The following is a 21,568-nucleotide window of genomic DNA, read 5'->3' as shown; positions in this document are numbered from 1 at the left end:
CGGCCCCCCCTTCACCGTCGATGGTGCGGGTGGCGGAACCTGATGGCAACAAAAAAGCCCCGATCAGGCGCAAAAGGGCGCCTGTCGGGGCTTTCTTAGCCGAATTCGAGCCGCCTCTCGCAAGCGGCATTCGAGACATCTCGTAGTGTATCTGCTCTTGCGGGTCGAGGCAAGCGAAGCCTTGCCTCCTCCGTGGGAAGCCGTGGGGATTTCAAGCAGATCGAGACATCAGGCCCCCGGCAAGGTTCCTCAAACGCCGATGAGCACCCCCTCATCCGAGGGGGCACCGGCCGCGTCCTCAAGGCCCTGCACGGCGTCCCAGCGCCCCCCGTCGAGCCGCTGGCGGATCTCGGTTCCGTCCGGGTCGAGCGCGAACAGCCGGACCCAGCCGTGCTCGACCAGCGCCCGGACGGTCCCTTGCTGCTCCAGCACCGCATCGATCCGATCAATCGGCGCCTCGACCACGACCTGGAGCCGCAAGGGCTCGTGGAACCAGTGGCCGTTCGGGTCGTGCACCGACTGGATCGCCAGGCCGGTCCGCAGATCGCCGCCGTTGCCCAGGACCACCCCGAGCGACCCGACCCGGTTGTGCAGGGTCTTCGTCCCGCAGCCGAAGACGTCGTTGTCGACCGTCGAGGCGAAGTATTGCAGGTTGATCCACGAGGCCACGACCATCGGCGCCGACAGGATCAACGTGAGGATCGATCCGTCCTCGTCGCCCTCCGGGTCGTAATCGTGCAGGAAGGTCCGGCCTTCCAGGTCCGCCCCCCGGGTCCGGGCCCGACGCGCGGCGATGAAGGCGGCATTGCGGGCCAGGCCCCACTCGGGCCGGACCTCGGACCAGTCGCGCGACCGCCGTCGGAGCCATTTCGCCAGCAATCCGGCCGGGCGTCCCGGCACGCCGAGCGCCCCGGCCCTCTCAGCCCGGGTCAAAGCCCCGGCCTCGTCGAGCCACGATCGAAGCTGCGCCACGTCCGATTGATGCGAGGCCGGCACGCGGTCGAGGTCGAGCAGGGTCACCTCGTCGACCGACGTGTCGTGGACACCGGGCAGGAAGTGCGTGTCGCCCGGCACCTCCCAGCCGAGCCCCCGGAGCGATTCCCGGACGGCCGGATCATTCAAGACGGCCGCGGCCACCCGGGCATTGATCGCACCGCCGTGACCCCCGCAGGCGCCGCAATCGAGCCCGGCGGCGTGCGGGTTGTTGCTGCTGTGACTCTCGTGCCCGCAGAGCAGGATGAGCCGGGCGAAGCGGTCGCGCAGGCCCATGTTCTTGAGGATCCCCGCGGCCAGCTCGACCCGGGCCTGCGGGGCGATCCCCGCCCCCTGGTCGTTCCGATCAAGGGCGAACGGCGCCTTCCCCTCGGCCGAGTGCTTCGGCGACCGCAGGGCCATCGCGTCGGCCGCCAGGCCCAGGCTGTACGCCGGCCCCAGGATCTCGACGAACTCGAACGCCGAGGCCGGGGCGCCGAGCAGGTGCTTGGCCGTCCCCTTGACCGCCGCCGACTTCGGCGCGGCCTCGCCGGCGACCGTCACCGCCGGCTTGAGCAGGACCGGGCACCGGGCACTCGCCCCCGATCCGCCCCCGTCCCAGGAAAGAGGCACGCCGAAGAACCCGGCGAACCCCTTCGTCTCGATCGCTTCCGACTGCGCCTCCAGGTGCCTTCGCAACACCTCCGACCGCACGTCGATGCAGAAGACCCCCTGCACGGCCGGCCGATCGCCGCTGCTGCTCGCCTCGGACGGAGGCTGAAACCGGGAGAACAACCGACGGGCGTAGCCGTTCTCCCAGGCGTCCTGGAAGACGGCCCGGATCGACTCGTCCTCCGGGGCCGGGGCCGGAACCTCAGCCTGCGACCGACGGGATTCGATCGGATGCGCCCCCTCCAGAATCGACGCCACGGCCCAATCGGCGGCACACCGGATCGCCAGCAAATCGGCCACGACCTCCGGGAACGCGTCCCCCCGCTCCCAGCTCTCCCGGCGGAAGAAGCCGGCCCAGCCGAAGACGCCCCCGAGCAACCGCCCGAGATACGCCTCCTGGTCTTCGGCCGCGACCCCGAGCCGGGCCATCGCCTCGGCAATCGCCCCCATCGCATCTTCGGGAAGCGAGGCGATCCGAGCCCGCCAGCCCTTCAGGCCGAGCACTTCCAGGCTCCGGTCGGCCTGGGCCGCCTCGCGCCACGAGGCGAACAGGCCGAGCGGGTTCTCCGGCAATCGCCAGTAGGTCCCCCCCCCCGAGGCATGCACGGCGCACCATCGGGTGACCTGCCGGATCACGGCGTCGTCCCAGGTCGTCCCCCGCTCCCGGTCGAGCCGCTCGGTGAACGTCCGGGTCGAGCGGGCGGATCGGGTCGGGATCTCGGCGTCCCCGAGCAAGATCTCGGCGAGCGGCTCGACGGCCTCTCCCGACTGGCGGGCGGCCTCCTCCAGGTCGGCCAGGCTGAAGGCCCCGGCCGCGAACCGTTCGCGGTAGGCGGCAACCTCCGGCAGGACCCGGGCGCCGAGCGCGTCGCGGACCGATCGGGCGGCGTCGTCGATCGGCCGATCGAGGAACCCGAGGAACGGGTTCACCGCGACATAATTTTCCAGATCCCAGAGCGGGGGGATGCGCCTGCAGACCCGATCCACCATGCTTCGGACCGCCGCCATCGATTGGCCCTCGATCGCTCCCGTCGTCGTCAAGGAATCAGGCACCTTCAACCCCCCTCCGCGGTCGGGCGAGGCGGCTCCAGACCCGGTCGACCAGACCGTCGGCAATCGCCCCGAAATAGAAACCGTTCAAGGCATGGACGTACAAGGCTCGGCCGATCGGTCGGCTCCCGAGCACCGGCAAGAGGCTCTGCGAAACGATCAGGGCCACCATCGCCGCCACCGGCAGCGCCGCCGCCACCCAGGCGATCGGCCCGGTCGGCATCACCATCGGCCCCAGCACCGGGGCCAGGAACAGGCCGGCCAGGTGGTACAGCTCGAACGACAGGATCGCCGCCGCGATCGACCCGCAGACCGCCCCCATCAGGCGGCCGGCCGAGATCCCGGGACCCTTCAGCAATGCGACCCACAGTTGCCCGATCGCCAGCGCCACAATTGCCGCCAGGGCCAGCTCCCCGGGCGAGTGCATCGGGTCGAAGGTCGTCACCGCGTTCGCCAGCATCAGGGCGGGGACCGCCGCGAGCGTCCCCACGACGGCCAGCGCCAGCACACGCCCCGGGGCCGCCGGCGGCACCGGCCGGGTCGGCGCGGGCAGCTCGCCCGACCGCAGGAAGCTCCACGCCTTGTACAACCCGTGGCCGATGATGTGCAGCCAGGCGGCCGGGAACGCGGCCAGGCCGCACTGGACCATCATGAATCCCATCTGCGCGACGGTCGACCAGGCGAGCGTCCGCTTCACCTTCACCTGCGCCCACATCGCCAGCAGGCCCAGCACGACCGTCACCGTGCCCACCCCCGTCAGCATCACCAGGGCGGCCGGCGCCTGGATGACGACCGGGGCGAACCGCAGGAGCAAGGCCCCCCCCGCGTTGATGATCCCCGCGTGCATCAAGGCCGAGACGGGCGTCGGGGCCTCCATCGTCTCGGGCAGCCAGCTATGGAACGGGAACTGCGCCGATTTGGTCAGGGCCGCGACCGCCACCAGGACCGCCACCACTCCGACCGCCACGTCATTCCCGCCCCCCGCCGCCCGCTCCAGGAAGGTCGAAAGCTCCAGGGTCCCCCAGACCAGGCCGATCACCGCCATCGCCCCGACGAGGGCCACGTCCCCCAGCCGGCTGATCAGGAACTTCTTCCGGGCCGGCCGCAACGCCTCGGCCCGGCCCCGCTCGTGCGTCAGCAGGGCATGCAGGCCGAGGCTCGTCAACGTCCAGGCCGCCGCCAGCACGACCAGGTGATCCGCCAGCATCAGGGCATACGCCGCCCCGACCGTCGCCGCCAGGCGGACCAAAAACACCCTGCGCCCCGGGTCGCCGTCGAGATATCGCTGCGAGAACCGGAAGGTGATCGCCCCGACCGACGCCACGAGCAGGCTCAACGAGGCACTCAGGCGGTCGATCACCAGCCCCAGCCCCCGCATCGGCGTCGGCGAGAGCCCTTGGGCGACCACCAGCACCGCCGAGAGGGCCGCCAGGCCCCCAATCCCCCCCAGCAGCACGAACTCCCATCGCTCGGACCTTCGGTCGATCACATCGGCCCCCCTTCGTTCGGAAAAAAATGCCCCTTCGCGTCCCCCGCCTTCGGCGTCGCCTCATCGGCAAAGGCCCGTCCCACCGGTTACACTGGGGCCACCCTTCGATCGAGGCTTAATATGCGCTCTGGGATACGCGAAACAGATTTCGTGTATTATCTATCGCGTATTCCATCGGGAGTCAAGCGATGGGAGATGAACCGAATCCGAAAAATCCGGGAGGGGGCGAGTGGACGTTCCTCAGTAACCACGGCCACGTCTTGATTTGCATCGCCCGAGAGCCGGAAATCCTCCTGCGCGAGGTGGCCGATCGGGTGGGAATTACGGAACGCGCGGTGCAGCGGATTGTGGGGGATTTGGAGCAGGGGGGGTATCTGTCCCGGGTCCGGGAAGGCCGCCGCAACCGGTACGAGGTGCATGCGGAGCTGCCGCTCCGGCACCCGGTCGAGGCCCATCGCGAGGTCCGGGTGCTCCTGGACCTGATCCTCGGCCCCGCCGAGGACGCCAGGCCGCCGGCATCCGACGGGTAACGGGGCGAGGCGATCGAAGCCCGGCCGTCGGCTGGACGAGTGCTTCGGGCTGCCTACGGTATCCGAGACGAACCCGATTCCTCGGACTCCGCCTCCCGCTTGCCGAGCACCGTCGATGGCCGACGCGAACGATACCCCCTGGCCCCCGACCCGCGCCGAAGGGCTCCGCCGCCTCGATGCCTTCGTCCCCCGGGCCGGCCGGGCCTATGCCGACTCGCGCAACTTCGACCACGGGCCGGGCCGGCACGCCAACGCCTCGACCCTCTCCCCCTACCTCCGGCATCGCCTCGTCCGCGAGGAAGAGGTGATCGGCGAGGTCCTGGAGCGCCACTCGCTCGCCCAGGCCGAGGCGTTCGTGCGGGAGGTCTGCTGGCGGACCTACTGGAAAGGGTGGCTCGAACTCCGGCCGGCCGTCTGGCGCTCGTATCGCTCGGCCGTCGCCGACCGCGTCGCCGAGCTGGACCGCGACCGCGGCCTCCGCGATCGCTTCGAATCGGCCCTCTCCGGCCGCTCCGGCATCGATTGCCTCGACCACTGGGCCGGCGAGTTGATCGCGACCGGCTACCTGCACAACCACGCCCGGATGTGGTTCGCGAGCCTCTGGATCTTCACCCTGCGGCTCCCCTGGGAGCTCGGGGCCGACTTCTTCTTCCGCCACCTGCTCGACGGCGACCCCGCCTCGAACACCCTCTCGTGGCGATGGGTCGCGGGGCTCCAGACCCGGGGGAAGACCTACCTGGCCAGCCCCGGGAACATCGCCCGGTTCACCTCGGGGCGGTTCCGCCCGACCGAGCCGATGGCCACGACCGCCGACCCGATCCCCGGGCCCCCGCCGCCTCGCCCCCGGGCCTTGCCCCCGGCCGATCGTCCCGAGCCGGGGCCGGTCGGCCTCCTTTTGACCGAGGACGACCTCGACCCGACCACCCTCGGCCTCGACCCCGATCGGGTGGTCGCCGTCGCCGGGCTTTGCAACCCCGACGACCGCTCGCCGATGCCCGTCGGCCCCTTGCCGCGCGCCTTCACGACCGGAGCACTGGCTGATGCCCTCGACCGCGCCGGCCGGGCCTTCGACGCCCCGGCCGATCGCCTCGCCCCGACCGGCTCCGGCGACTGGCCGGCCCCCGTCCTCGACTGGGCGCGGCGGCTCGGGATCAACCGGATCGTCACCCCCGAGTCGCCCCAGGGGCCGGCCCGCGAACGGGTCGATGCCCTCCGCGACCCGCTCCAAAACGCCGGGATCGGCCTGGCCGTCCTCCGCAAGGAGTGGGACGACGCCTTCTGGCCCTTCGCCACCGCCGGCTTCTTCCGCTTCAAGGACGCGATCCCGGAGACGCTCGACCGCCTCGGCCTGTTGGCGCTCCGCTGATCCGAACAGAGGATGCTCATGGCTCGCCGATTCGGGATCATCGGGGCCGGCATCGCCGGGCTGACCGCCGCCCGCCTCTTGCGCGATCGGGGGCACGCCGTCCTCGTCCTCGACAAGGGGCGACGCCCCGGGGGCCGCGCCTCGACCCGGGCGATCGAGGGTGTCTCGTTCGACCACGGCCCCCCCTGGTTCGCGATCACCGACCCGGCCTTCCGCTCCTTCCTCGACGCCTCGGTCGCGTCCCCCTGCCTGGCCGCCTGGCACGGCCGCTTCGCCCGCCTCGAATCGGGCCGATTGATCCCGGAGACTCCCGAGATTCCCCGGTTCGTGGGCGTCCCCGGCATGGGTGCGATCGGCCGGGCACTGGCCGAGGGGGTCGACGTCCGCGTGAGCGTCCATGCCGATCGGCTGGAACGATCGGCCGACGCCTGGACGGTCCTCGACCGGGACGGTGCCTCGTTCGGCCCCTTCGACGCGGTGATCGTGACCGCCCCCCCCGCGCAGGCCGCCTCCTTGCTCCGCGGGCATTCGAGCATGGCCGCGACGCTCGAACCGGTCCCGATGGCGGTCTGCTTCTCCTGGATGATCGCCCCCGAGGGCGGGACCGTCTTGCCGTTCGACGGCATCCGATGCGATCATCCGGTCCTGCGCTGGGCGTCGAACGAGCAGAGCAAGCTGGGCCGAGCGGCCTCGCCCGCCCTGGTCGTCCAGGCCGATCACGCCTGGTCCGGGGCCCACCGCGACCGCAAGCCCTCGGAGATCGTCGGGCACCTGCGATCGGCCGTCGAGGAGGCGTTTGCCCTCCGCCTCGGCCCGGCTCGCGTCGAGTCGCTCCACCGATGGCTCTTCGCCCAGTCGATCGAACCGCTCGGCCGGCCGTGCCTCATCGATGCCGACGCCCGCCTGGCGGCCTGCGGCGATTGGGCCTGGGGCGGGTCGATCGAGGGGGCGTTTCAGAGCGGTTCTGCCTGTGCCCGGGCGTTGATCGAAGCTTTTGCCTGACGGACGTCCATGATCCACGACCCTCGCCGGCGACAGGCCGGGTTCAACACCTCGACCCGCGGCCAGTGGGACGTCTTCGCCGATCACCGCCGCCAGGTCTCGACCCTGCTGGCTGCGGCCCCGGGCGGCCGGCTCTGCATCCTCGGGGCGGGCAACACGAACGACCTGGAACTTCCGGGCCTCCTGGAACGCTACCGCGAGGTCCACCTCGTCGACCTCGACCCGACGGCCCTCGCCGAGGGGGTGGCCCGGCAAGGGGTGGCCGATCACCCCGCGTTGCACCTGCACGGCGGGCTCGACCTGACGGCGATGGTCGAGGCGATCGCCTCCTGGTCCCCCCGCGTCGAGGTCAGCCCGGCCGACCTCGACGCCCTGAGCACCTGGCCCGCCACTCGGGTCCCCCTGGCCCTGCCCGGTCCGTTCGACCACGTGGCCTCGACGTGCCTCCTCAGCCAGTTGACCGACACCACCGCCCACGCCCTCGGCGACCACCACCCGCGAGGGACCGCCGTGATGGAGGCGATCCGCCGGGGCCACCTCCGCCTCCTCGCCCGCCTGGCCGGGCCGATCGGCCGGGCGACCCTCGTCACCGACATCGCCTCCTCGAAGTGCTTCCCCGCGCTGCCCGAGACCCCGGACGATCGCCTGGCCGACCTGCTCCCCTGGCTCCTCCGCTCCGGCTCCCACTACCACGGCCTGCACCCGAACCAAGTCCTCGCCGCCCTGCGGCACGACCCCGCCATCGCCCCCCACCTGGCCGGATTCCAGACCGCGTCCCCCTGGCGCTGGAGGCTGCATTCGCGGGTCTTCCTGGTCTGGGCCGTCTCGATGCGCTTTGCCTCCTCGCGCTGACCCGAACGGGCGGCGGGGCGGGGCGAGGCGCGGGAGGACTCGGATGCGATCGAGATCCCGCTGAGCGGTTTCGCCGGCCGCTCGGACGCATTACCATGAGCGAGGCTTCGGGGGAACGTCCCCGACCGCGTCTGGCCGGCCACCGCGATCCGCACCGAGCCCCTCCCATCATGAGCAAGCCCCCCGTCTCTCGCCGGTCGTTCCTCGTCGATTCCGCCGCGGCGACGGCGGCCCTGTCGGCCTTGCCGCGAACCGGACGGGCTGAGGACACCCCGCCCCCTCAGTTCCGCAGCCGATGGCATCTCGTCCCCGATCGGGTCTGGCCGGGGGCCGAGTTCTGGTCGAACCCGCTCCAGGACTGGCGCATCCGGGGCGGTCGGCTGGAGTGCATCCGGCCCGCCACCGGCCGGACGGTGCACCTGCTGACGCGGGATCTGGCCGATCGACCGGGGACGCTCCGTATGAGTGTGCAACTCGGCTCGCTCGACGGCCCGACCGTGGCCGACGGGGCCGGGTCGGCCGGGTTCGTGGTCGGCGTCCGGGGGCCGCTGGGCGACTACCGGAACAACCTCGTGCACGGTTCCGGCTTCCCGGCGGGGCTCCGGGCCGACGGCCGGCTGTTCCTGGGGCAGGGGGCGGGGGCAGTCTCGGCCCCGGTCGACCTCGGCGGCGCCGAGGTGGTCGGGCTGATGCTGGAGGCCGAGCCGGCCGGGCCCGCCTACCGCCTGACGCTCGTCGCCTGGGACGCGAAGACGGCCGAACCGCTCGGCGCGGTCGTGCGTGAGGACGTGCCGGCCGGGGCCCTCGTCGGCAACCTGGCATTGCTGAGCAACCTCGGCCCCCCTCGGCCGGCCGCGCAGCAGGCGAACAACCCGGACGCCCCCCCCGCCGGGCGCTGGTGGTTCGGGGAATGGTCCGTCTCCGGCTCGAAGGTCGAGGCCCACGACGACCGCCGGTCCGGCCCGATCCTGTTCAACCAGTACACCCTGCACGGCGGCACCCTGAAGATGACGGTGCAGATGCCGCCGATCGGCGCGGCCGATGAGCAGTCGCTCCGCCTGCTCGTCGAGCGCGACGGCGCGTGGCAGCCGGTCGCCGAGGGACGGATCCACCCCCGGTTCTTCATCGCCAACGTCCGGGTCGAGGGATGGGATGATCGGGCGGACACGCCCTATCGCGTGCACTACACCGAGCGGCTGGGCGACGGCTCGACCCGGGAGGACCACTTCGACGGCCTGATCCGCCGCGACCCGGTCGGGGCCGAGGTCCTGACCGTGGCCGACATCTCCTGCAACGCCCACTACGCCTTCCCGAACGAGGCCTGCGTGGCGGGCGTGGCGAAGCTCGACCCCGACCTGATCGCCTTCACCGGCGACCAGTTCTACGAGTCGACCGGCGGCTTCGGGGTCGAGCGGGACGACGTGGACATCGCCCTGCTCGACCTCCTGCGCAAGTGGTACCAGCACGGCTGGACCTGGCGCGACCTGACCCGGGACCGGCCGAGCATCGCCATCCCCGACGACCACGACGTCTACCACGGCAACCTCTGGGGGGAGGGGGGCAAGAAGGCCCCCGGCAACACCTCGCAGGCCGAGTCGAAGGGGGGCTACAAGCAGATGGCCGAGTTCGTCAACGGTGTCCATGCGATCGAGACCTCGCATCATCCCGACTCCCCGGCCGGGCCGGGCCTTCAGGGGATCACCGGCTACTACGGCCCGTTGACCTACGGCGGCATCGGCTTCGCCATCCTCGCCGACCGCCAGTACAAGAGCGGCCCCGACGGCAAGGTGCCCCCCACCACCAGCGGCCGGGCCGACCACGTGGTCGACCCCGACTTCGACCCGGCCACCGCCGACCGCCCGGGCCTGGAATTGCTGGGCGACCCGCAGCTCCGGTTCCTCCGGGAGTGGGCCGACGACTGGCGGGGGGCCGAGATGAAGGCCGTCCTCTCGCAGACGATCTTCACGGCGATGGCCACCCACCACGGCCAGCCCGACAACCGCCTGATCGCCGACTACGACACGAACGGCTGGCCGCAGACACCTCGCAACGAGGCCGTCCGGACCTTGCGCCGGGCCTTCGCCTTCCACCTGGCCGGCGACCAGCACCTGCCGGCCGTCGTCCAGTACGGGGTCGACGAGCACCGAGACGCCGGGGTCGCCTTCGCCAGCCCGGCCGTGAACAACCTGTACGCCCGGTGGTTCTGGCCCGAGTCGCCGGGGGAGGACCGGCCGCAAGGGGCTCCGGAGGAGCTGGGTGACTTCCGGGACAGCTTCGGCCACCCGATGACCGTCCTGGCCTGTGCCAATCCGGAGGTCGAGCGACGCCCCGGCGTGCTCGACGCCGAGACGGACAAGTCGGCCGGCTTCGGCGTCGTCCGGTTCCACAAGCCCGACCGGACGATCGCCGTCGAGTGCTGGCCCCTGCTGGCCGACCCGACCGTGCCGGGCACCCAGTTCCCCGGCTGGCCGGTGACCGTCTCGCAGCTCGACAGCGGCGGTGTCCGGGCCGCCCGGGCCGAGTTGCCCGAGGTCGTCGTCCGCGGCGTCGATCGGCCGGTCGTGCAGGTGGTCGACGAATCGACGGATGTGCCGATCTATGGTCTTCGCCTGGCCGGATCGCGCTGGCGGCCGTTCACCTTTGCCGAAGGGTTGTACGCGATCCGGGTGATCGATCCCGAGTCGGGCCGATCGGCCGAACGGCGCGGCCTGGAGGCCCGGAAGGGGAACGACGCGACGATCGAGATCACGCTCTGATCGGGTTCGGGTTTGGCCCTGGGTTCCTCTGGAGAACGGTTGAGCGTGGGTGGCCGGGGCAGAGCGCAGCGTGCCCCGGGCGAGTGGGCCCTGACCCCCGGGGCACGCTGCGTTTTGCCCCGGCTACCCCGTCGCTGGGTTCGGGACGGTCGTATCCAAAAACCTCTCGCGGAAAGGAAGAGTCATGACTGCTGGGATCGCGTCGCGGGTCGTCGTGCTGGTCGGGGTGCTCGCCCTGGGGGGGGGGCCCTCGGCCGAGGGGGCCGACCGGCCGAATGTCTTGTTCCTCATCTCGGATGACCTGAACACTGCGTTGAACACGTATGGTCATCCGCAGATGAAGACCCCCAACATCGACCGCCTGGCGGCGCGGGGGGTGCGGTTCGACCGGGCCTATTGCCAGTTCCCGCTCTGCGGGCCGAGCCGGAACTCGATGCTCACGGGGCTCTATCCGAACAGCACGGGCATTCATGCGAATGCCCAGATCTTCCGCCAGTCGATCCCGTCTCATGTCAGCCTGCCGCAGGCGTTCCGGCTCGACGGCTACTTCGCGGCGAGGATCGGCAAGCTGTATCACTACGGGGTGCCCCGGTCGATCGGCACGAACGGGCATGACGACCCGGGCTCGTGGGAGCTGGAGCTGAACCCGGCCGGGGTCGATCGGCTGGAGGAGGAGCCGAAGATCTTCACCCTGACCCCCGGGCAGTTCGGCGGCACCTTGAGCTGGTACGCCTCCCCCAAGAGCGACGAGTACCACACCGACGGCATCATGGCGAGCGATGCCGAGTGGGTCCTGGAACGCTGTGCCCGTCAGGCGGATCGGCCGTTCTTCCTGGCGGTCGGGTTCTATCGGCCTCATACGCCGTATGTCGCGCCGGAGGGGTATTTCGAGGAGTATCCACTTGATCAGGTTTCTCTGGTGGAAGGGGTGGAGGAGGACCAGGAGGACATCCCTCCCGCCGGCCTGATGAGCTACAAGCGCGAGCAGGACCAGCTCACCGACGATCTCCGGCGCGAGGCGATCCAGGCGTACTCCGCCAGCATCAGCTTCATGGACGCCCAGGTGGGCCGGGTGCTCGATGCGCTCGATCGGCTCGGCCTGGCCGAGAACACGATCGTCGTCATGACCAGCGACCACGGCTATCACCTGGGAGAGCACGGGCTCTGGCAGAAGATGAGCCTGTTCGAGGAGAGTGCCCGGGTGCCATTGATCATCGCGGCGCCGGGCGTTTCAACGGGCGGGACGGTCGCCCCGGCCCCGGTCGGCCTGATCGACCTGTACCCGACCCTGGCCGAACTCTGCGGGGTCGAGGCCCCGGAGAACCTGCAGGGGCAGAGCCTCGTGCCGATCCTGAAGGACCCCGACGAGCCCGGCCGCGGCTGGTCGCTCAGCCAGGTGACCCGGGGCGGCGGCGGGCAGGGGAGGTTCTTCGGCTACTCGATCCGGACCCCCCGCTGGCGCTACACCGAGTGGGACGAGGGGGACCGCGGGCTCGAACTCTACGACCACGAGTCCGACCCCCGCGAGCAGACCAACCTGGCCGACTGCCCGGATCACGTGGAGACGATCACCGAGCTTTCCAAACTTCTCCGCGAGGCGGTCCAGTCGACCTACCCCCCCTCGGGCGAGGTCCCGGAGGTCCAGGGGACCCTCTGGATGCCGAACCTGACCAATCCCTGATTCGGCCCTCGATGCCCGGCTCGCCTGGAGGCTCGTACCCGATGCCGATGGCCAGGGTGCGCCTCTCGGTGCGCCCCCCGGTGCGCCTCCGGGCGAGGCGATCGAGCCGGGGCGGTGCGCCCTGGTCGCGGCCAGGGTGCGCCCTTCGGTGCGCCTCGGTCCTGGGCCTGGTGCGCCCCGGGAGCGTGGTGCAAGTCGTTCCAGGGGTGAAATTTGGGGGGATTGGAGGGGGTCGTTTCGTCACGGGCCGCCCGGGGCGATGGGTTCGTTTCGTACGGGGTGCCGTCCGGGCGCGCGGGTCCGTTTCGTCGCCGTGGGCAGGGGGGCGATGGGTCCGTTTCGGGAATCGACGAGCGGTGCGATGGGTTCGTTTCGCGCGGGGGGATCGAGTGCAAATGGGTTCGTTTCGCGCGGGACGGGGTGCCGCGGCGGGCGGCCCGGGGGCCCGGGGTACTTGGGCAAGCACCGGGGCGTTGGGGACGATTCGCGATGCGATGATTGCGTGATCGCAATGGGCGTGGTGCGGATTGTCAAAGAGCCTCGGCGACGCGGCGGGCCGGGCCGAGCGAGGAGGCGAGGGGGGCACGTCCGGCGGGCGGGGTGATTGCCCCACGCTGATAGGATCGAAGAAATGGGCAGGGGCAGTCACAAAATCCGCCCGGGAGGTCCGGAAGATTCGATGCGAGGGAGAGGATCGCGCCGGGCCCGGGCCCGAGGCCCGTCGGCCGGGCGGGCCAGGCACGCGGGACCTGGTCCCGTCGGCCGGGCGGGGGTGCAGGGGGGGACGATGCGGGAGTCGGCCTCTTGCACAATGGGGCGTTGCGAGCGATCGTTTGACGGTGCCCGGCGGGCTGCTCAGCAGGGCCTGGGCCGTCGCCGCGGTGCGTATGACGAGGACGACCATGCCGATCACGAATGAGAAGATCAAGGGCCGCGCGCTGCTCGCCGAGATGTACGAGGACGACTACTTCCCGGACTTCCTCGTGGACAAGATCAAGGCCATCCTGCTCGACCTCTGCGAGCAGATCGAGCGCGAGCAGCCGAAGGACGAGCCGTCGCTGCTGACGCTGACGCACGCGGCGACCGAGCGGATCAACGCCCTCGAGGAGGAGTTCCACGAGCACGACAGCGAGCTCGAGACCGGGGCCCGGGAAGCCATGGGGGCCGAGTTCGACTTCATCGTGCGAGCGTATGGATTCGAGGAGGTCGACATTGAGGAGGTGATCGCGCCGCGCGAGTGGTAGTGGCGTGCTGGCGGTGGCGAGTCCGCACCGGCGCGAGGGAGGGGTGACCGGCTCCGTGTCGATCTCAGCCCCCTCATCAGGGCAGGGGCGGAATGTGGTCAGGATGACCCATGCAACCCCATCAGCCTCTTGCGGCTTCGCCGCCCGGGCACTGGGGTCATGATGACGCCAGCCACCCCGCAGGCTGGAGTCAACTCCTAACCCTTTGTTTTCCTTCCCCCCTCCCTTTACATTCCCTCTTTCTGTTCTCTTCCTAGTTTCTCCTTGATGGAAGCTGTGACCTAACCTAAACTCTATACCGAATCAATTGATCCTCAGCGATCTTTAAGGCGCCACAATCTTCCACAAAAGGATAATTTTTTGTCGGAATCGCACCAAACAGTCCAGGTGAGTGATTTTATGTATGTAGAAATTCTGAGAGTTAAGGATTTTGCGGGTATTAATGACGCAGAAATTCATTTAAGCAGATTTAATGTGTTTATTGGGCCGCAGGCTTCGGGTAAGAGCGTGTGCGCAAAGCTACTGTTCTTCTTTAAAGAGTCAATTAAGCGGCTTTCTCTTGGAGTAGCAGAGGAACAGACCAAGCCGCAATTATGCAAAGAAGATCGTGAGCTCTTTCTAAGCTATTTTCCACCTAAAAGCTGGGGTGAAAATGCTTTTTATATTAAATATGAGTGTGGATCCTTTTTTATCGAAGTTTCTCGCAGAGAGCCATCGAAAGATAAGATCGACATAAGTTATTCTGATCAATATCATGCGCTTATTCAAGCGGCCAGGCGATTTCTGAAGAAAGGCCGCCACGACGAAGACTTCTTTGGGCAGTATGGAGTTCTGTCGTCCGTGAGAAAGAAGGCGGCTGCAGACATAAATCAGATATTAGCAAACAGTAACTTTTTCATTCCTGCAGGAAGAAGTTTTTTCTCTACTATTCAGAGTAATGTGTTCAGTTTTCTGGCAAACAATCTCCGAATCGATCCGTTTCTTGCGGAGTTTGGCCGTCTTTGGGAGAGATATAGGCACATTTATGCTCATAGGAATTACTATATTGGCGCCAGAAAAGGATCGACTCCTCGAGTAGTCTCTAAAGAGTTGACAGCCAGGGTTAACAAAATTATTTGTGGTAGCTATGAAATTATTAAAGGAGAAGATTTTATTCATACGAATGATGGAAGGATAGTGCCTCTGAATGCAAGCTCTTCTGGGCAGCAAGAGGCTCTTCCGCTTGCAATTACGCTGGCAGGTATTCCTGTAACACCAGATGCCGAGCATACCACGTTTATAGTTGAAGAGCCAGAGGCTCACCTTTACCCGAGTGCTCAGCGTGAGATCGTGCACTTGTTTGCTGCCGCCACAGATCTTACTTCTGTCGAGTCTTGCACCCAGTACATACTTACTACACATAGTCCATATATATTGTCGGCTATAAATAACCTCATGTATGGTTCTAATATTGTGAGCAGATATCCCAAGAAGGCAAAGGCTGTTGCAAAGGTGCTAAATCACGGAATTTTGATTGATCCAACTCAAGTTCGAGCTTATTTGTTTTCAGATAGTTCGATCCGATCAATAATGGATTCGGAAGCGGGTCTCATCGACGCTAGGGTTTTAGACCGCGTGTCAGGCGACATTGCTCGTGAATTCGAGGAATTAATGGAGATTGATCCAGAATTATGAGTGCCGAGCAAATTGAAACTGGCTGCACTACTAGCCACAATAAAAGACGCTTTGTTGTCCGTGAAAAACGGAGTTCTGTCTGCTTTACTAACCAGAACGAGCACAAGATTGACCAGATAAAAGTGGACGGTTGCGCTATAGAGGAGGGCATGAGGTGTGATTATTTGGTAAACGTTGATTCGATCGACGCTTCCATTTTAATCGAACTTAAAGGCGGGGATGTTGAAAAGGCAATAAAGCAGTTGGATGCAACCAATAAAAGGCTTGCGTGTATAATCAAGAATAATATAACATGGATTGTGAGTTCAACAAAATGCCCTCTGGCAAGCACAGCTATACAAGTGTTAAAGGTTCGCATAAAGAAGCAAGCTAACGTTACACTGCGAGTGCAAAATACACCGGTTGAACATAATATTTAATATGCGTTAGAGCTTTTGGTCTGGTGGGATTGGTTGAGAACTGCTAATGACTCAGTGAGGCGGTCCTGTATGAATTAGAATAAACACGAGGCTCGTCGGCGGGGTTGCTGGAGTCGTGTCGACCCCAGTTCTCCTGATCAGATCGGAAGCGAACTGGGGTCAGGTTGCCACCAGGCACCCACCGGGAGCAGAGAACGCCCGCGCAGGGGAGGAGGAGACGCGGGGCGGGGGCGAGGTCAGAAGCCGCCGTCGGAGGAGAGGGCGTCGCGGAGGCGTTCGGCGGTGGTGGAGTCGCCGAGGTCGGACTTGCCGAAGCCGGGGAGGGCGCCGAGGTCGACGGCCTGTTGCTGGGCGTCGGCGTAGTTGCTGACGAGCATGACGGGGATCTCGGCGAGGGTGGCGTCGGCGCGGAGGGTCTGGATCAGGTCGAGGCCGGACTCGCCGCCGCGGTCGAAGACGCGGTTGACCAGGACGAGGTCGTAGCGCTTCGGCTCGGAGCGGAGGGCGTCGAGGGCCTCGGCGCCGGAGTCGGCGGCGTCGACCTCGGCGTTGCAGGATTGCTGCAGGAATCGGGAGATCGAGGAGTGATCATAGCCGCACTGGCCGACGTTCAGGACGCGGGGGCGAGACATGGTGGTCGTCCGTCGGGTTCGGGTTTCAGGGAGGGGGTAAGGGCGGAGGTTCGCGTCAATCTCTCGGGGAACAAGGCAAACGGGATGCCAGGCAGTGTGTGGGGCATCTGCTGGCAGAGACGCCGACAGAATCGGTTCCGGTCCGCTCTCTCCGCGAGTGGCGGGGCGAGGGTTGCGGGACATGCCTGCCATCCTCTTGCCGACCGTCAGGGGCGGGGTGAGGGGTCTGAGTTCGGATTGCACGGCGTAGCGTCCGAGTCATCGGCCCCCTCACCCGGCCCGACGGCCATCCTCTCCCCCGTGGGCGGGGGAGAGGGGAACGCTTCGATCGCCAGGAGATTGCCGGACGAACCAAGTGAAGGGGGGCGAGGGCTGCTGTCGTCGGTTGTGGAGACTTCGGGCCGTCAGGGGCGGTCGCCCGGGTCGGGGTCGGAATCGGGTTCGGGCGGGAGCTGCTCGAACCAGGGGCGATAGGGGGTATTGACGGCCATCCGGCGATTGTAGTCGGGGGCGCCGTCGGCCCACCAGGGGGGGCCGCGTTCGCCGAGGGCGACCTTGGCGGCGTCGATCCGGGCGCGGGCGAGGCGTCGGGCGTCGTCGCCGCCGGAGCGTCGGGCGTGGCCGAGGGCCGACCGGGCGCCCATCAACTCGCGCTGGAGGCGGGAGCGTTCGGCGGGGTCGAGCGCCGGGTTCGCCATCCGCCAGAGGCGGCCCCTGACGACGAAGTAGCGGCCATCGGGGGTGACGGGGAACTTCATGGGAGGCCCGGAGGGGGAGGGACGGCCCGGCCCGGCCCGGACCGGCCCGGCTTCAGGGTGCCTGGTTGTCGAGGGCGACGTTCGGGCGATCGGGGTCGAGCACGAAGCCGATGTCGTCGAATCGGTCCTCGATGGCGTCGATGCCCTGGTCGAGCTTCATCGCCATCTCCTCGGGGTAGAGGGGGACGAGCCAGTAGAAGGTGATCGGCTCTCCCGAGGCCGTGTCGAGCCGGAAGATCTCGGGGTCGAAGCCGTAGGGGGGGAGCAGGACGACGCCGACGAAGCCGGTCCCCCCGATCGGCTCGGCGGGATCTCCGTTGGGGATCGAGTGGCCCCAGCCGATCCAGGTCTGATACTCGTGGGGGAGTCGGCCGACGGTCTTGAGCCACCGGATGGGCCAGTAATTGGCCTCGTCGCGGAGGGCTTCCTCGGAGAGCGGCCAGTCGGGGGGCAGGGCGATCATCAGCTCGGCCCTGCGGAATTCCTCGAGGCCCTCGGGGACCGCCATCGGGCGCTCGCTCACCCCGCTCGTCACGAGGACCTTGAACGGCCGGTCGTCGGCCGGTGGGATCAGCAGGACGTCGAGGTGGACCAGGTCGGAGACGACTTCGTGGAAGACGTGTTCGACCCCGCCGATGTGGCGTTCCAGGTGGGCCTCGATCTCCTCCAGGAAGAGGGCCGGCGACTCGGGGGGCGACCAGTCGCGGTCGGGGGGTTGGTGGCGGTAGATCGGACTCCCGGAGGCCGATCGTTCGAGCCCGGATTCCGGGTCATCGGGGTCGTGCTCGGCGGGCATGGAGGCACCTCGCTCGGGGGGGGCGGATCGGTGCGAAGGGATGGGAGGGGGCGGGCGCCGATCAGCCGCCGGCGCCTTCGGGCTGGGGGGCGTCGTCGGCGCGGCGGAAGAGGCCGGCGAAGCGGGTGCCGGCACCTCGGGCGGAGGAGCCGACGGCGGTGGCGGTGGTGGTGGCCTTCTGCTTGAGGCCGTCGAGGGTCTGGGCCCCCTTGTCGCGGACGGCGCCGAAGACGGCGGCGGAGATGGTCCTGGTGCCGCCGGAGACGATCGCGCCGAGCATTTTGGCCGCCTCGGCCGAGGCGGCGCGGCGGAGGGCGGGCTTCGGCTGGACGACGATCGCGCCGCAGTAGCGCTTGGCGATCAGGCCGACGCGGAGCGTGAGATAGGCGTTGGCGGTGCCGGACATGACGGAGTTGACCAGGACGGTGGCGGCGACCTGCATGCCGGGGATCACCCCGGCGGCCGAGCCGAGGGTCGAGCCGAGGATCGGCTGGACCTGCTGGTTCAGGTCGATCTCGTCGATGGCCCCGGCGGCGAAGGCGGTGACGGCGACGTTGGCGTAGAGCCGGGTCATGTCGCGGACGGTCGGCCGCTGGTGGTAGAGGTGGGCGATCTGCCAGACCATCCGGGACTGCGCGGCCAGGACGATCAGGGCGTCGAACTGGCCGTTCTGAGAGACGGCGGTCGAGAGGAAGACGACCGAGGCGGTGCTCTTGACGAGGTCGTCGGCCCGCTGGTCGAGCTGGCCGATGGCGCGGTGCAGGCCGTCTCGGGTGTTCAGCTCGGGCTCGGTGACGGCGGGGTTGGCGGCGAGGCGGGTGCGGAGGCGGTCGAGGTGGCCGTCGAAGTCGGGGTCGTCCTCGCTCCGGGGCGGGTCGAGCGACTTCGGCAGGCGGAAGAAGAGGACGACCGGCACGCCGATCAGGGCCCCGTACGAGCCGAGCAGGACGACGAGCGTCCCCTTGCCCAGCATCGGGTGGACCTCGCCCGCCAGCGTGACGACGCCGGCGGTCTGATTGACGACGACGACGCCGAAGGACAGCAGGATGAACCCGCTGACGAGGACGGCCATGCTCTTGATGGTGCGGTTCATGCGGGGACCTGCGTCGAGGCTCCTCGGCCGGTGATCGGGCGTCGTGAATCGGCCCGAAGGCGGGAAGGTCGGCCCATCCTGGACCGTCGGATATCATCCAACGCAACGCGATGCTTTGCAAGACCATTCGGCGGTTCGGGCGGCGGCGGCGGGCGGTTGACGGGTGCCGATCCGCCCCCATAAGATCGCTTCTCTGCCCCGACCGCCGGACGACGGGTGAGACCCACCCCAGGCGAACCGAATCGGACCGTCGTCGCGGTCAACATGGGCGCTCTCCACCTGACCCGCGCTCCCGAACCTTTTCGGGATTGGTGTCGGGTTCCCGAAGATACCCGAGGCCCCTTGGGCCCGCGGAGGCAAGACGACCATGGCATCTCAACCCGGCGGCAGCGGATCGATTCACAGTGTCCTGAACGAGAAGCGCGTCTTCCCTCCCCCTGAGTCATTCGCCAAGGACGCCCGGATCTCAAGCCTCCAGCAGTACGAATCCCTCTGGAACGAGGCGAAGCAGGACCCCGAGGCCTTCTGGGCCGACCGGGCGAAGGAGCTGCTGAGCTGGTCGAAGCCGTTCGAGACGGTGCTCGACTGGCAGGCGCCGCACGCCAAGTGGTTCGTCGGCGGCCAGTTGAACGTGGCCGAGAACTGCGTCGATCGCCATGCCGAGGGGCCGAATGCCGACAAGCCGGCCCTGGTCTGGATCGGCGAGCCGGGCGACGAGAAGACGTTGACCTACAGGGAGTTGCGCGACGAGGTGTCTCGGTTCGCCAACGTCCTGAAGGGGCTGGGCGTCAAGAAAGGGGACGTGGTCGCCATCTACCTGCCGATGGTGCCCGAGGCGGCGATCGCGATGCTCGCCTGCGCCCGGATCGGGGCGCCGCACACGGTGGTCTTCGGCGGGTTCAGCTCCGAGGCCCTGGCCGGCCGGATCCAGGACTGCTCGGCCAAGGTGCTCGTCACCTCCGACGGCGGCTACCGGCGCGGCAAGGTCGTGCCGCTGAAGGCCAACGCCGACGGCGCGGTCGACCACTGCCCGACGATCGAGAAGGTGGTGGTGCTCAAGCGCACCGACGACGACGTGCCGATGGCCGAAGGGCGTGACGTCTGGTGGCATGAGCTGGCCGAAAAGGCCTCGACCGACTGCCCGGCCGAGCCGATGGACAGCGAGCACCCGCTGTACATCCTGTATACGTCCGGGTCGACCGGCAAGCCGAAGGGGATCCTGCACACGACGGCCGGCTACCTGCTGGGCACGACGTATTCGACGCAGATCGTCTTCGACCTGAAGGACGATGATATTTACTGGTGCACGGCCGACGTCGGCTGGGTGACGGGGCACAGCTACATCGTCTACGGCCCGCTCGCGCTGGGGGCGACGGTGGTGATGTACGAGGGGGCGCCCAACTTCCCGGACGAGGCGCGCTTCTGGAAGATCGTCGAGGACCACAAGGTCACGGTCCTCTACACGGCGCCGACGGCGATCCGGGCCTTCATGAAGTGGGGCAAGCAGTTCCCGCAGCGGCACGACCTGTCGAGCCTCCGCCTGCTCGGGTCGGTGGGCGAGCCGATCAACCCCGAGGCGTGGATGTGGTATCACGAGGTGATCGGCGGCGGGAAGTGCCCGATCGTCGACACCTGGTGGCAGACGGAGACGGGGGCGATCATGATTTCCCCCTTGCCCGGCGCGACGCCGACCACTCCCGGGTCGGCCACGCGGCCGTTGCCGGGGATCGTCCCGGAGATCCTCGACCACGACGGCAACCCCGTGCCCGACGGCCACGGCGGCCTGCTGGCGATCACGAAGCCCTGGCCGTCGATGCTCCGGACCCTCTGGGGGGACGACGACCGCTATCAGCAGACCTACTGGTCGATGTTCCCCGGCCGCTACTTCACCGGGGACGGCGCCCGCAAGGACCAGGACGGCAACTTCTGGATCATGGGCCGCGTCGATGACGTGTTGAACGTCTCCGGCCACCGGCTCTCGACGATGGAGATCGAGAGCGCCCTGGTCAGCCACCCGAAGGTGGCCGAGGCCGCCGTCGTCGGCAAGCCGGACGACCTGAAGGGGCAGTCGGTCGCCGCCTTCGTGACCCTCGAATCGGGCCAGGAGCCGAGCGAGGAGCTGAAGAAGGAGTTGGCCTCTCACGTCGTGAAGGAGATCGGCGCACTGGCCCGGCCCGACGTGATCCGATTCGCCGAGGCCCTGCCCAAGACCCGGTCGGGCAAGATCATGCGGCGGTTGCTCCGCGACGTCGCCGCCGGGGTCGAGTCGACTGGCGACACGACGACGCTGGAAGACTTCACCGTGATGGCGCAGTTGCGGCAGTCGGACGAGTGAGCGGCGGCAACGGCCGGGCATCGGGCCTGAGCCGTTGACCCTGGGCAACGGTGGACATGACGAGCCACTCGCATCACCATGCGAGTGGCTCGTTTGCGTTCCTGTGATGATGACCCGAAGAAGCGGTATGATGTTTGCTCAACGAGGGATCGGTCGAGCTTGCGTGCGCGGGCTTCTTCAAAAGGGGGTGCTGTAAGCTCGACGCCTGATGCGGTCTGTCATCAGAAGCCAGGTGTTTCGTCTCCCG

The 21,568-nt window shown here is 67.9% G+C and carries 16 protein-coding genes; 10 read left to right on the top strand and 6 right to left on the bottom strand.

Annotated features, from left to right (window positions below; translation table 11 throughout):
- Positions 1–249: 249 nt before the first annotated feature.
- Together AB1L88_RS12315 and AB1L88_RS12310 are read right to left on the bottom strand one after the other, a co-directional pair.
- Positions 250–2,652 (bottom strand): DUF2309 domain-containing protein, encoded by a 2,403-nt coding sequence (locus AB1L88_RS12315; RefSeq protein WP_367096960.1) that lies wholly within the window; start codon positions 2,650–2,652, stop codon positions 250–252.
- Between the two features lie 37 nt (positions 2,653–2,689).
- Positions 2,690–4,183, bottom strand: a complete 1,494-nt coding sequence (locus AB1L88_RS12310; RefSeq protein ID WP_367096959.1) for a proton-conducting transporter membrane subunit — start codon at positions 4,181–4,183, stop codon at positions 2,690–2,692.
- Positions 4,184–4,371: 188 nt separating this feature from the next.
- Between AB1L88_RS12310 and AB1L88_RS12305 the strand changes: the two genes are divergently transcribed.
- From AB1L88_RS12305 to AB1L88_RS12265, 9 genes are all read left to right on the top strand, one after another.
- Entirely contained in the window at positions 4,372–4,713 is a 342-nt protein-coding gene (locus tag AB1L88_RS12305) for a winged helix-turn-helix domain-containing protein (protein ID WP_367096958.1), read from the top strand.
- A 115-nt stretch (positions 4,714–4,828) separates the two neighbouring features.
- Entirely contained in the window at positions 4,829–6,079 is a 1,251-nt protein-coding gene (locus tag AB1L88_RS12300; RefSeq protein ID WP_367096957.1) for an FAD-binding domain-containing protein, read from the top strand.
- Between the two features lie 18 nt (positions 6,080–6,097).
- The gene (locus AB1L88_RS12295; RefSeq protein ID WP_367096956.1) at positions 6,098–7,081 is read left to right on the top strand and encodes an FAD-dependent oxidoreductase; all 984 of its coding nucleotides are present in this window, start codon (positions 6,098–6,100) and stop codon (positions 7,079–7,081) included.
- Positions 7,082–7,090: 9 nt separating this feature from the next.
- On the top strand, positions 7,091–7,933 hold the full coding sequence (locus AB1L88_RS12290) for a hypothetical protein (protein WP_367096955.1): 843 nt from the start codon (positions 7,091–7,093) through the stop codon (positions 7,931–7,933).
- A gap of 170 nt (positions 7,934–8,103) precedes the next feature.
- Complete coding sequence (locus AB1L88_RS12285) at positions 8,104–10,689, top strand: alkaline phosphatase D family protein (RefSeq protein ID WP_367096954.1); 2,586 nt, start codon at positions 8,104–8,106, stop codon at positions 10,687–10,689.
- A gap of 184 nt (positions 10,690–10,873) precedes the next feature.
- Positions 10,874–12,370 carry a sulfatase gene (locus AB1L88_RS12280; RefSeq protein WP_367096953.1) on the top strand — a complete coding sequence of 499 codons (1,497 nt, stop codon included), beginning with the start codon at positions 10,874–10,876 and terminating at the stop codon, positions 12,368–12,370.
- A gap of 902 nt (positions 12,371–13,272) precedes the next feature.
- The gene (locus AB1L88_RS12275; protein WP_367096952.1) at positions 13,273–13,614 is read left to right on the top strand and encodes a DUF5713 family protein; all 342 of its coding nucleotides are present in this window, start codon (positions 13,273–13,275) and stop codon (positions 13,612–13,614) included.
- A gap of 387 nt (positions 13,615–14,001) precedes the next feature.
- Positions 14,002–15,288, top strand: a complete 1,287-nt coding sequence (locus AB1L88_RS12270) for an ATP-binding protein (RefSeq protein ID WP_367096951.1) — start codon at positions 14,002–14,004, stop codon at positions 15,286–15,288.
- Positions 15,285–15,707 (top strand): hypothetical protein, encoded by a 423-nt coding sequence (locus AB1L88_RS12265; RefSeq protein ID WP_367096950.1) that lies wholly within the window; start codon positions 15,285–15,287, stop codon positions 15,705–15,707. Before AB1L88_RS12270 ends, AB1L88_RS12265 begins: the two co-directional genes overlap by 4 nt.
- 236 nt (positions 15,708–15,943) lie before the next feature.
- Here the strand turns inward: AB1L88_RS12265 and AB1L88_RS12260 are convergent, their stop codons facing one another.
- The 4 genes from AB1L88_RS12260 to AB1L88_RS12245 form a co-directional block, all read right to left on the bottom strand.
- Positions 15,944–16,339 (bottom strand): response regulator, encoded by a 396-nt coding sequence (locus AB1L88_RS12260; protein WP_367096949.1) that lies wholly within the window; start codon positions 16,337–16,339, stop codon positions 15,944–15,946.
- 404 nt (positions 16,340–16,743) lie between these two features.
- A complete protein-coding gene (locus tag AB1L88_RS12255; protein WP_367096948.1) occupies positions 16,744–17,097 on the bottom strand; it encodes a hypothetical protein in 354 nt (117 codons plus the stop codon).
- A gap of 52 nt (positions 17,098–17,149) precedes the next feature.
- On the bottom strand, positions 17,150–17,893 hold the full coding sequence (locus tag AB1L88_RS12250; protein WP_367096947.1) for a suppressor of fused domain protein: 744 nt from the start codon (positions 17,891–17,893) through the stop codon (positions 17,150–17,152).
- Positions 17,894–17,954: 61 nt separating this feature from the next.
- Positions 17,955–18,986: a DUF697 domain-containing protein gene (locus AB1L88_RS12245; RefSeq protein ID WP_367096946.1), complete on the bottom strand. Its 1,032-nt coding sequence runs from the start codon at positions 18,984–18,986 to the stop codon at positions 17,955–17,957.
- 367 nt (positions 18,987–19,353) lie between these two features.
- Here AB1L88_RS12245 and acs point away from each other — a divergent pair, with 367 nt between their 5' ends.
- Positions 19,354–21,321, top strand: coding sequence for an acetate--CoA ligase (gene acs, locus AB1L88_RS12240; protein ID WP_367096945.1), 1,968 nt, complete (start codon positions 19,354–19,356; stop codon positions 21,319–21,321).
- Positions 21,322–21,568: the final 247 nt, after the last annotated feature.

The sequence above is a fragment of the Tautonia sp. JC769 genome (assembly GCF_040717455.1).
GTDB lineage: Bacteria > Planctomycetota > Planctomycetia > Isosphaerales > Isosphaeraceae > Tautonia.
The sequence above is the reverse complement of the archived record's forward strand: the minus strand, read 5'-3'. Positions and strand labels throughout refer to the sequence as shown.

Coding starts and splice junctions, on each gene's coding strand:
- AB1L88_RS12315 (WP_367096960.1), bottom strand. CDS start 2,652: ATGGCGGCGGTCCGAAGCATGGTGGATCGGGTCTGCAGGCGCATCCCC.
- AB1L88_RS12305 (WP_367096958.1), top strand. CDS start 4,372: ATGGGAGATGAACCGAATCCGAAAAATCCGGGAGGGGGCGAGTGGACG.
- AB1L88_RS12300 (WP_367096957.1), top strand. CDS start 4,829: ATGGCCGACGCGAACGATACCCCCTGGCCCCCGACCCGCGCCGAAGGG.
- AB1L88_RS12295 (WP_367096956.1), top strand. CDS start 6,098: ATGGCTCGCCGATTCGGGATCATCGGGGCCGGCATCGCCGGGCTGACC.
- AB1L88_RS12290 (WP_367096955.1), top strand. CDS start 7,091: ATGATCCACGACCCTCGCCGGCGACAGGCCGGGTTCAACACCTCGACC.
- AB1L88_RS12285 (WP_367096954.1), top strand. CDS start 8,104: ATGAGCAAGCCCCCCGTCTCTCGCCGGTCGTTCCTCGTCGATTCCGCC.
- AB1L88_RS12280 (WP_367096953.1), top strand. CDS start 10,874: ATGACTGCTGGGATCGCGTCGCGGGTCGTCGTGCTGGTCGGGGTGCTC.
- AB1L88_RS12275 (WP_367096952.1), top strand. CDS start 13,273: ATGCCGATCACGAATGAGAAGATCAAGGGCCGCGCGCTGCTCGCCGAG.
- AB1L88_RS12265 (WP_367096950.1), top strand. CDS start 15,285: ATGAGTGCCGAGCAAATTGAAACTGGCTGCACTACTAGCCACAATAAA.
- AB1L88_RS12260 (WP_367096949.1), bottom strand. CDS start 16,339: ATGTCTCGCCCCCGCGTCCTGAACGTCGGCCAGTGCGGCTATGATCAC.
- AB1L88_RS12255 (WP_367096948.1), bottom strand. CDS start 17,097: ATGAAGTTCCCCGTCACCCCCGATGGCCGCTACTTCGTCGTCAGGGGC.
- AB1L88_RS12250 (WP_367096947.1), bottom strand. CDS start 17,893: ATGCCCGCCGAGCACGACCCCGATGACCCGGAATCCGGGCTCGAACGA.
- AB1L88_RS12245 (WP_367096946.1), bottom strand. CDS start 18,986: ATGAACCGCACCATCAAGAGCATGGCCGTCCTCGTCAGCGGGTTCATC.
- acs (WP_367096945.1), top strand. CDS start 19,354: ATGGCATCTCAACCCGGCGGCAGCGGATCGATTCACAGTGTCCTGAAC.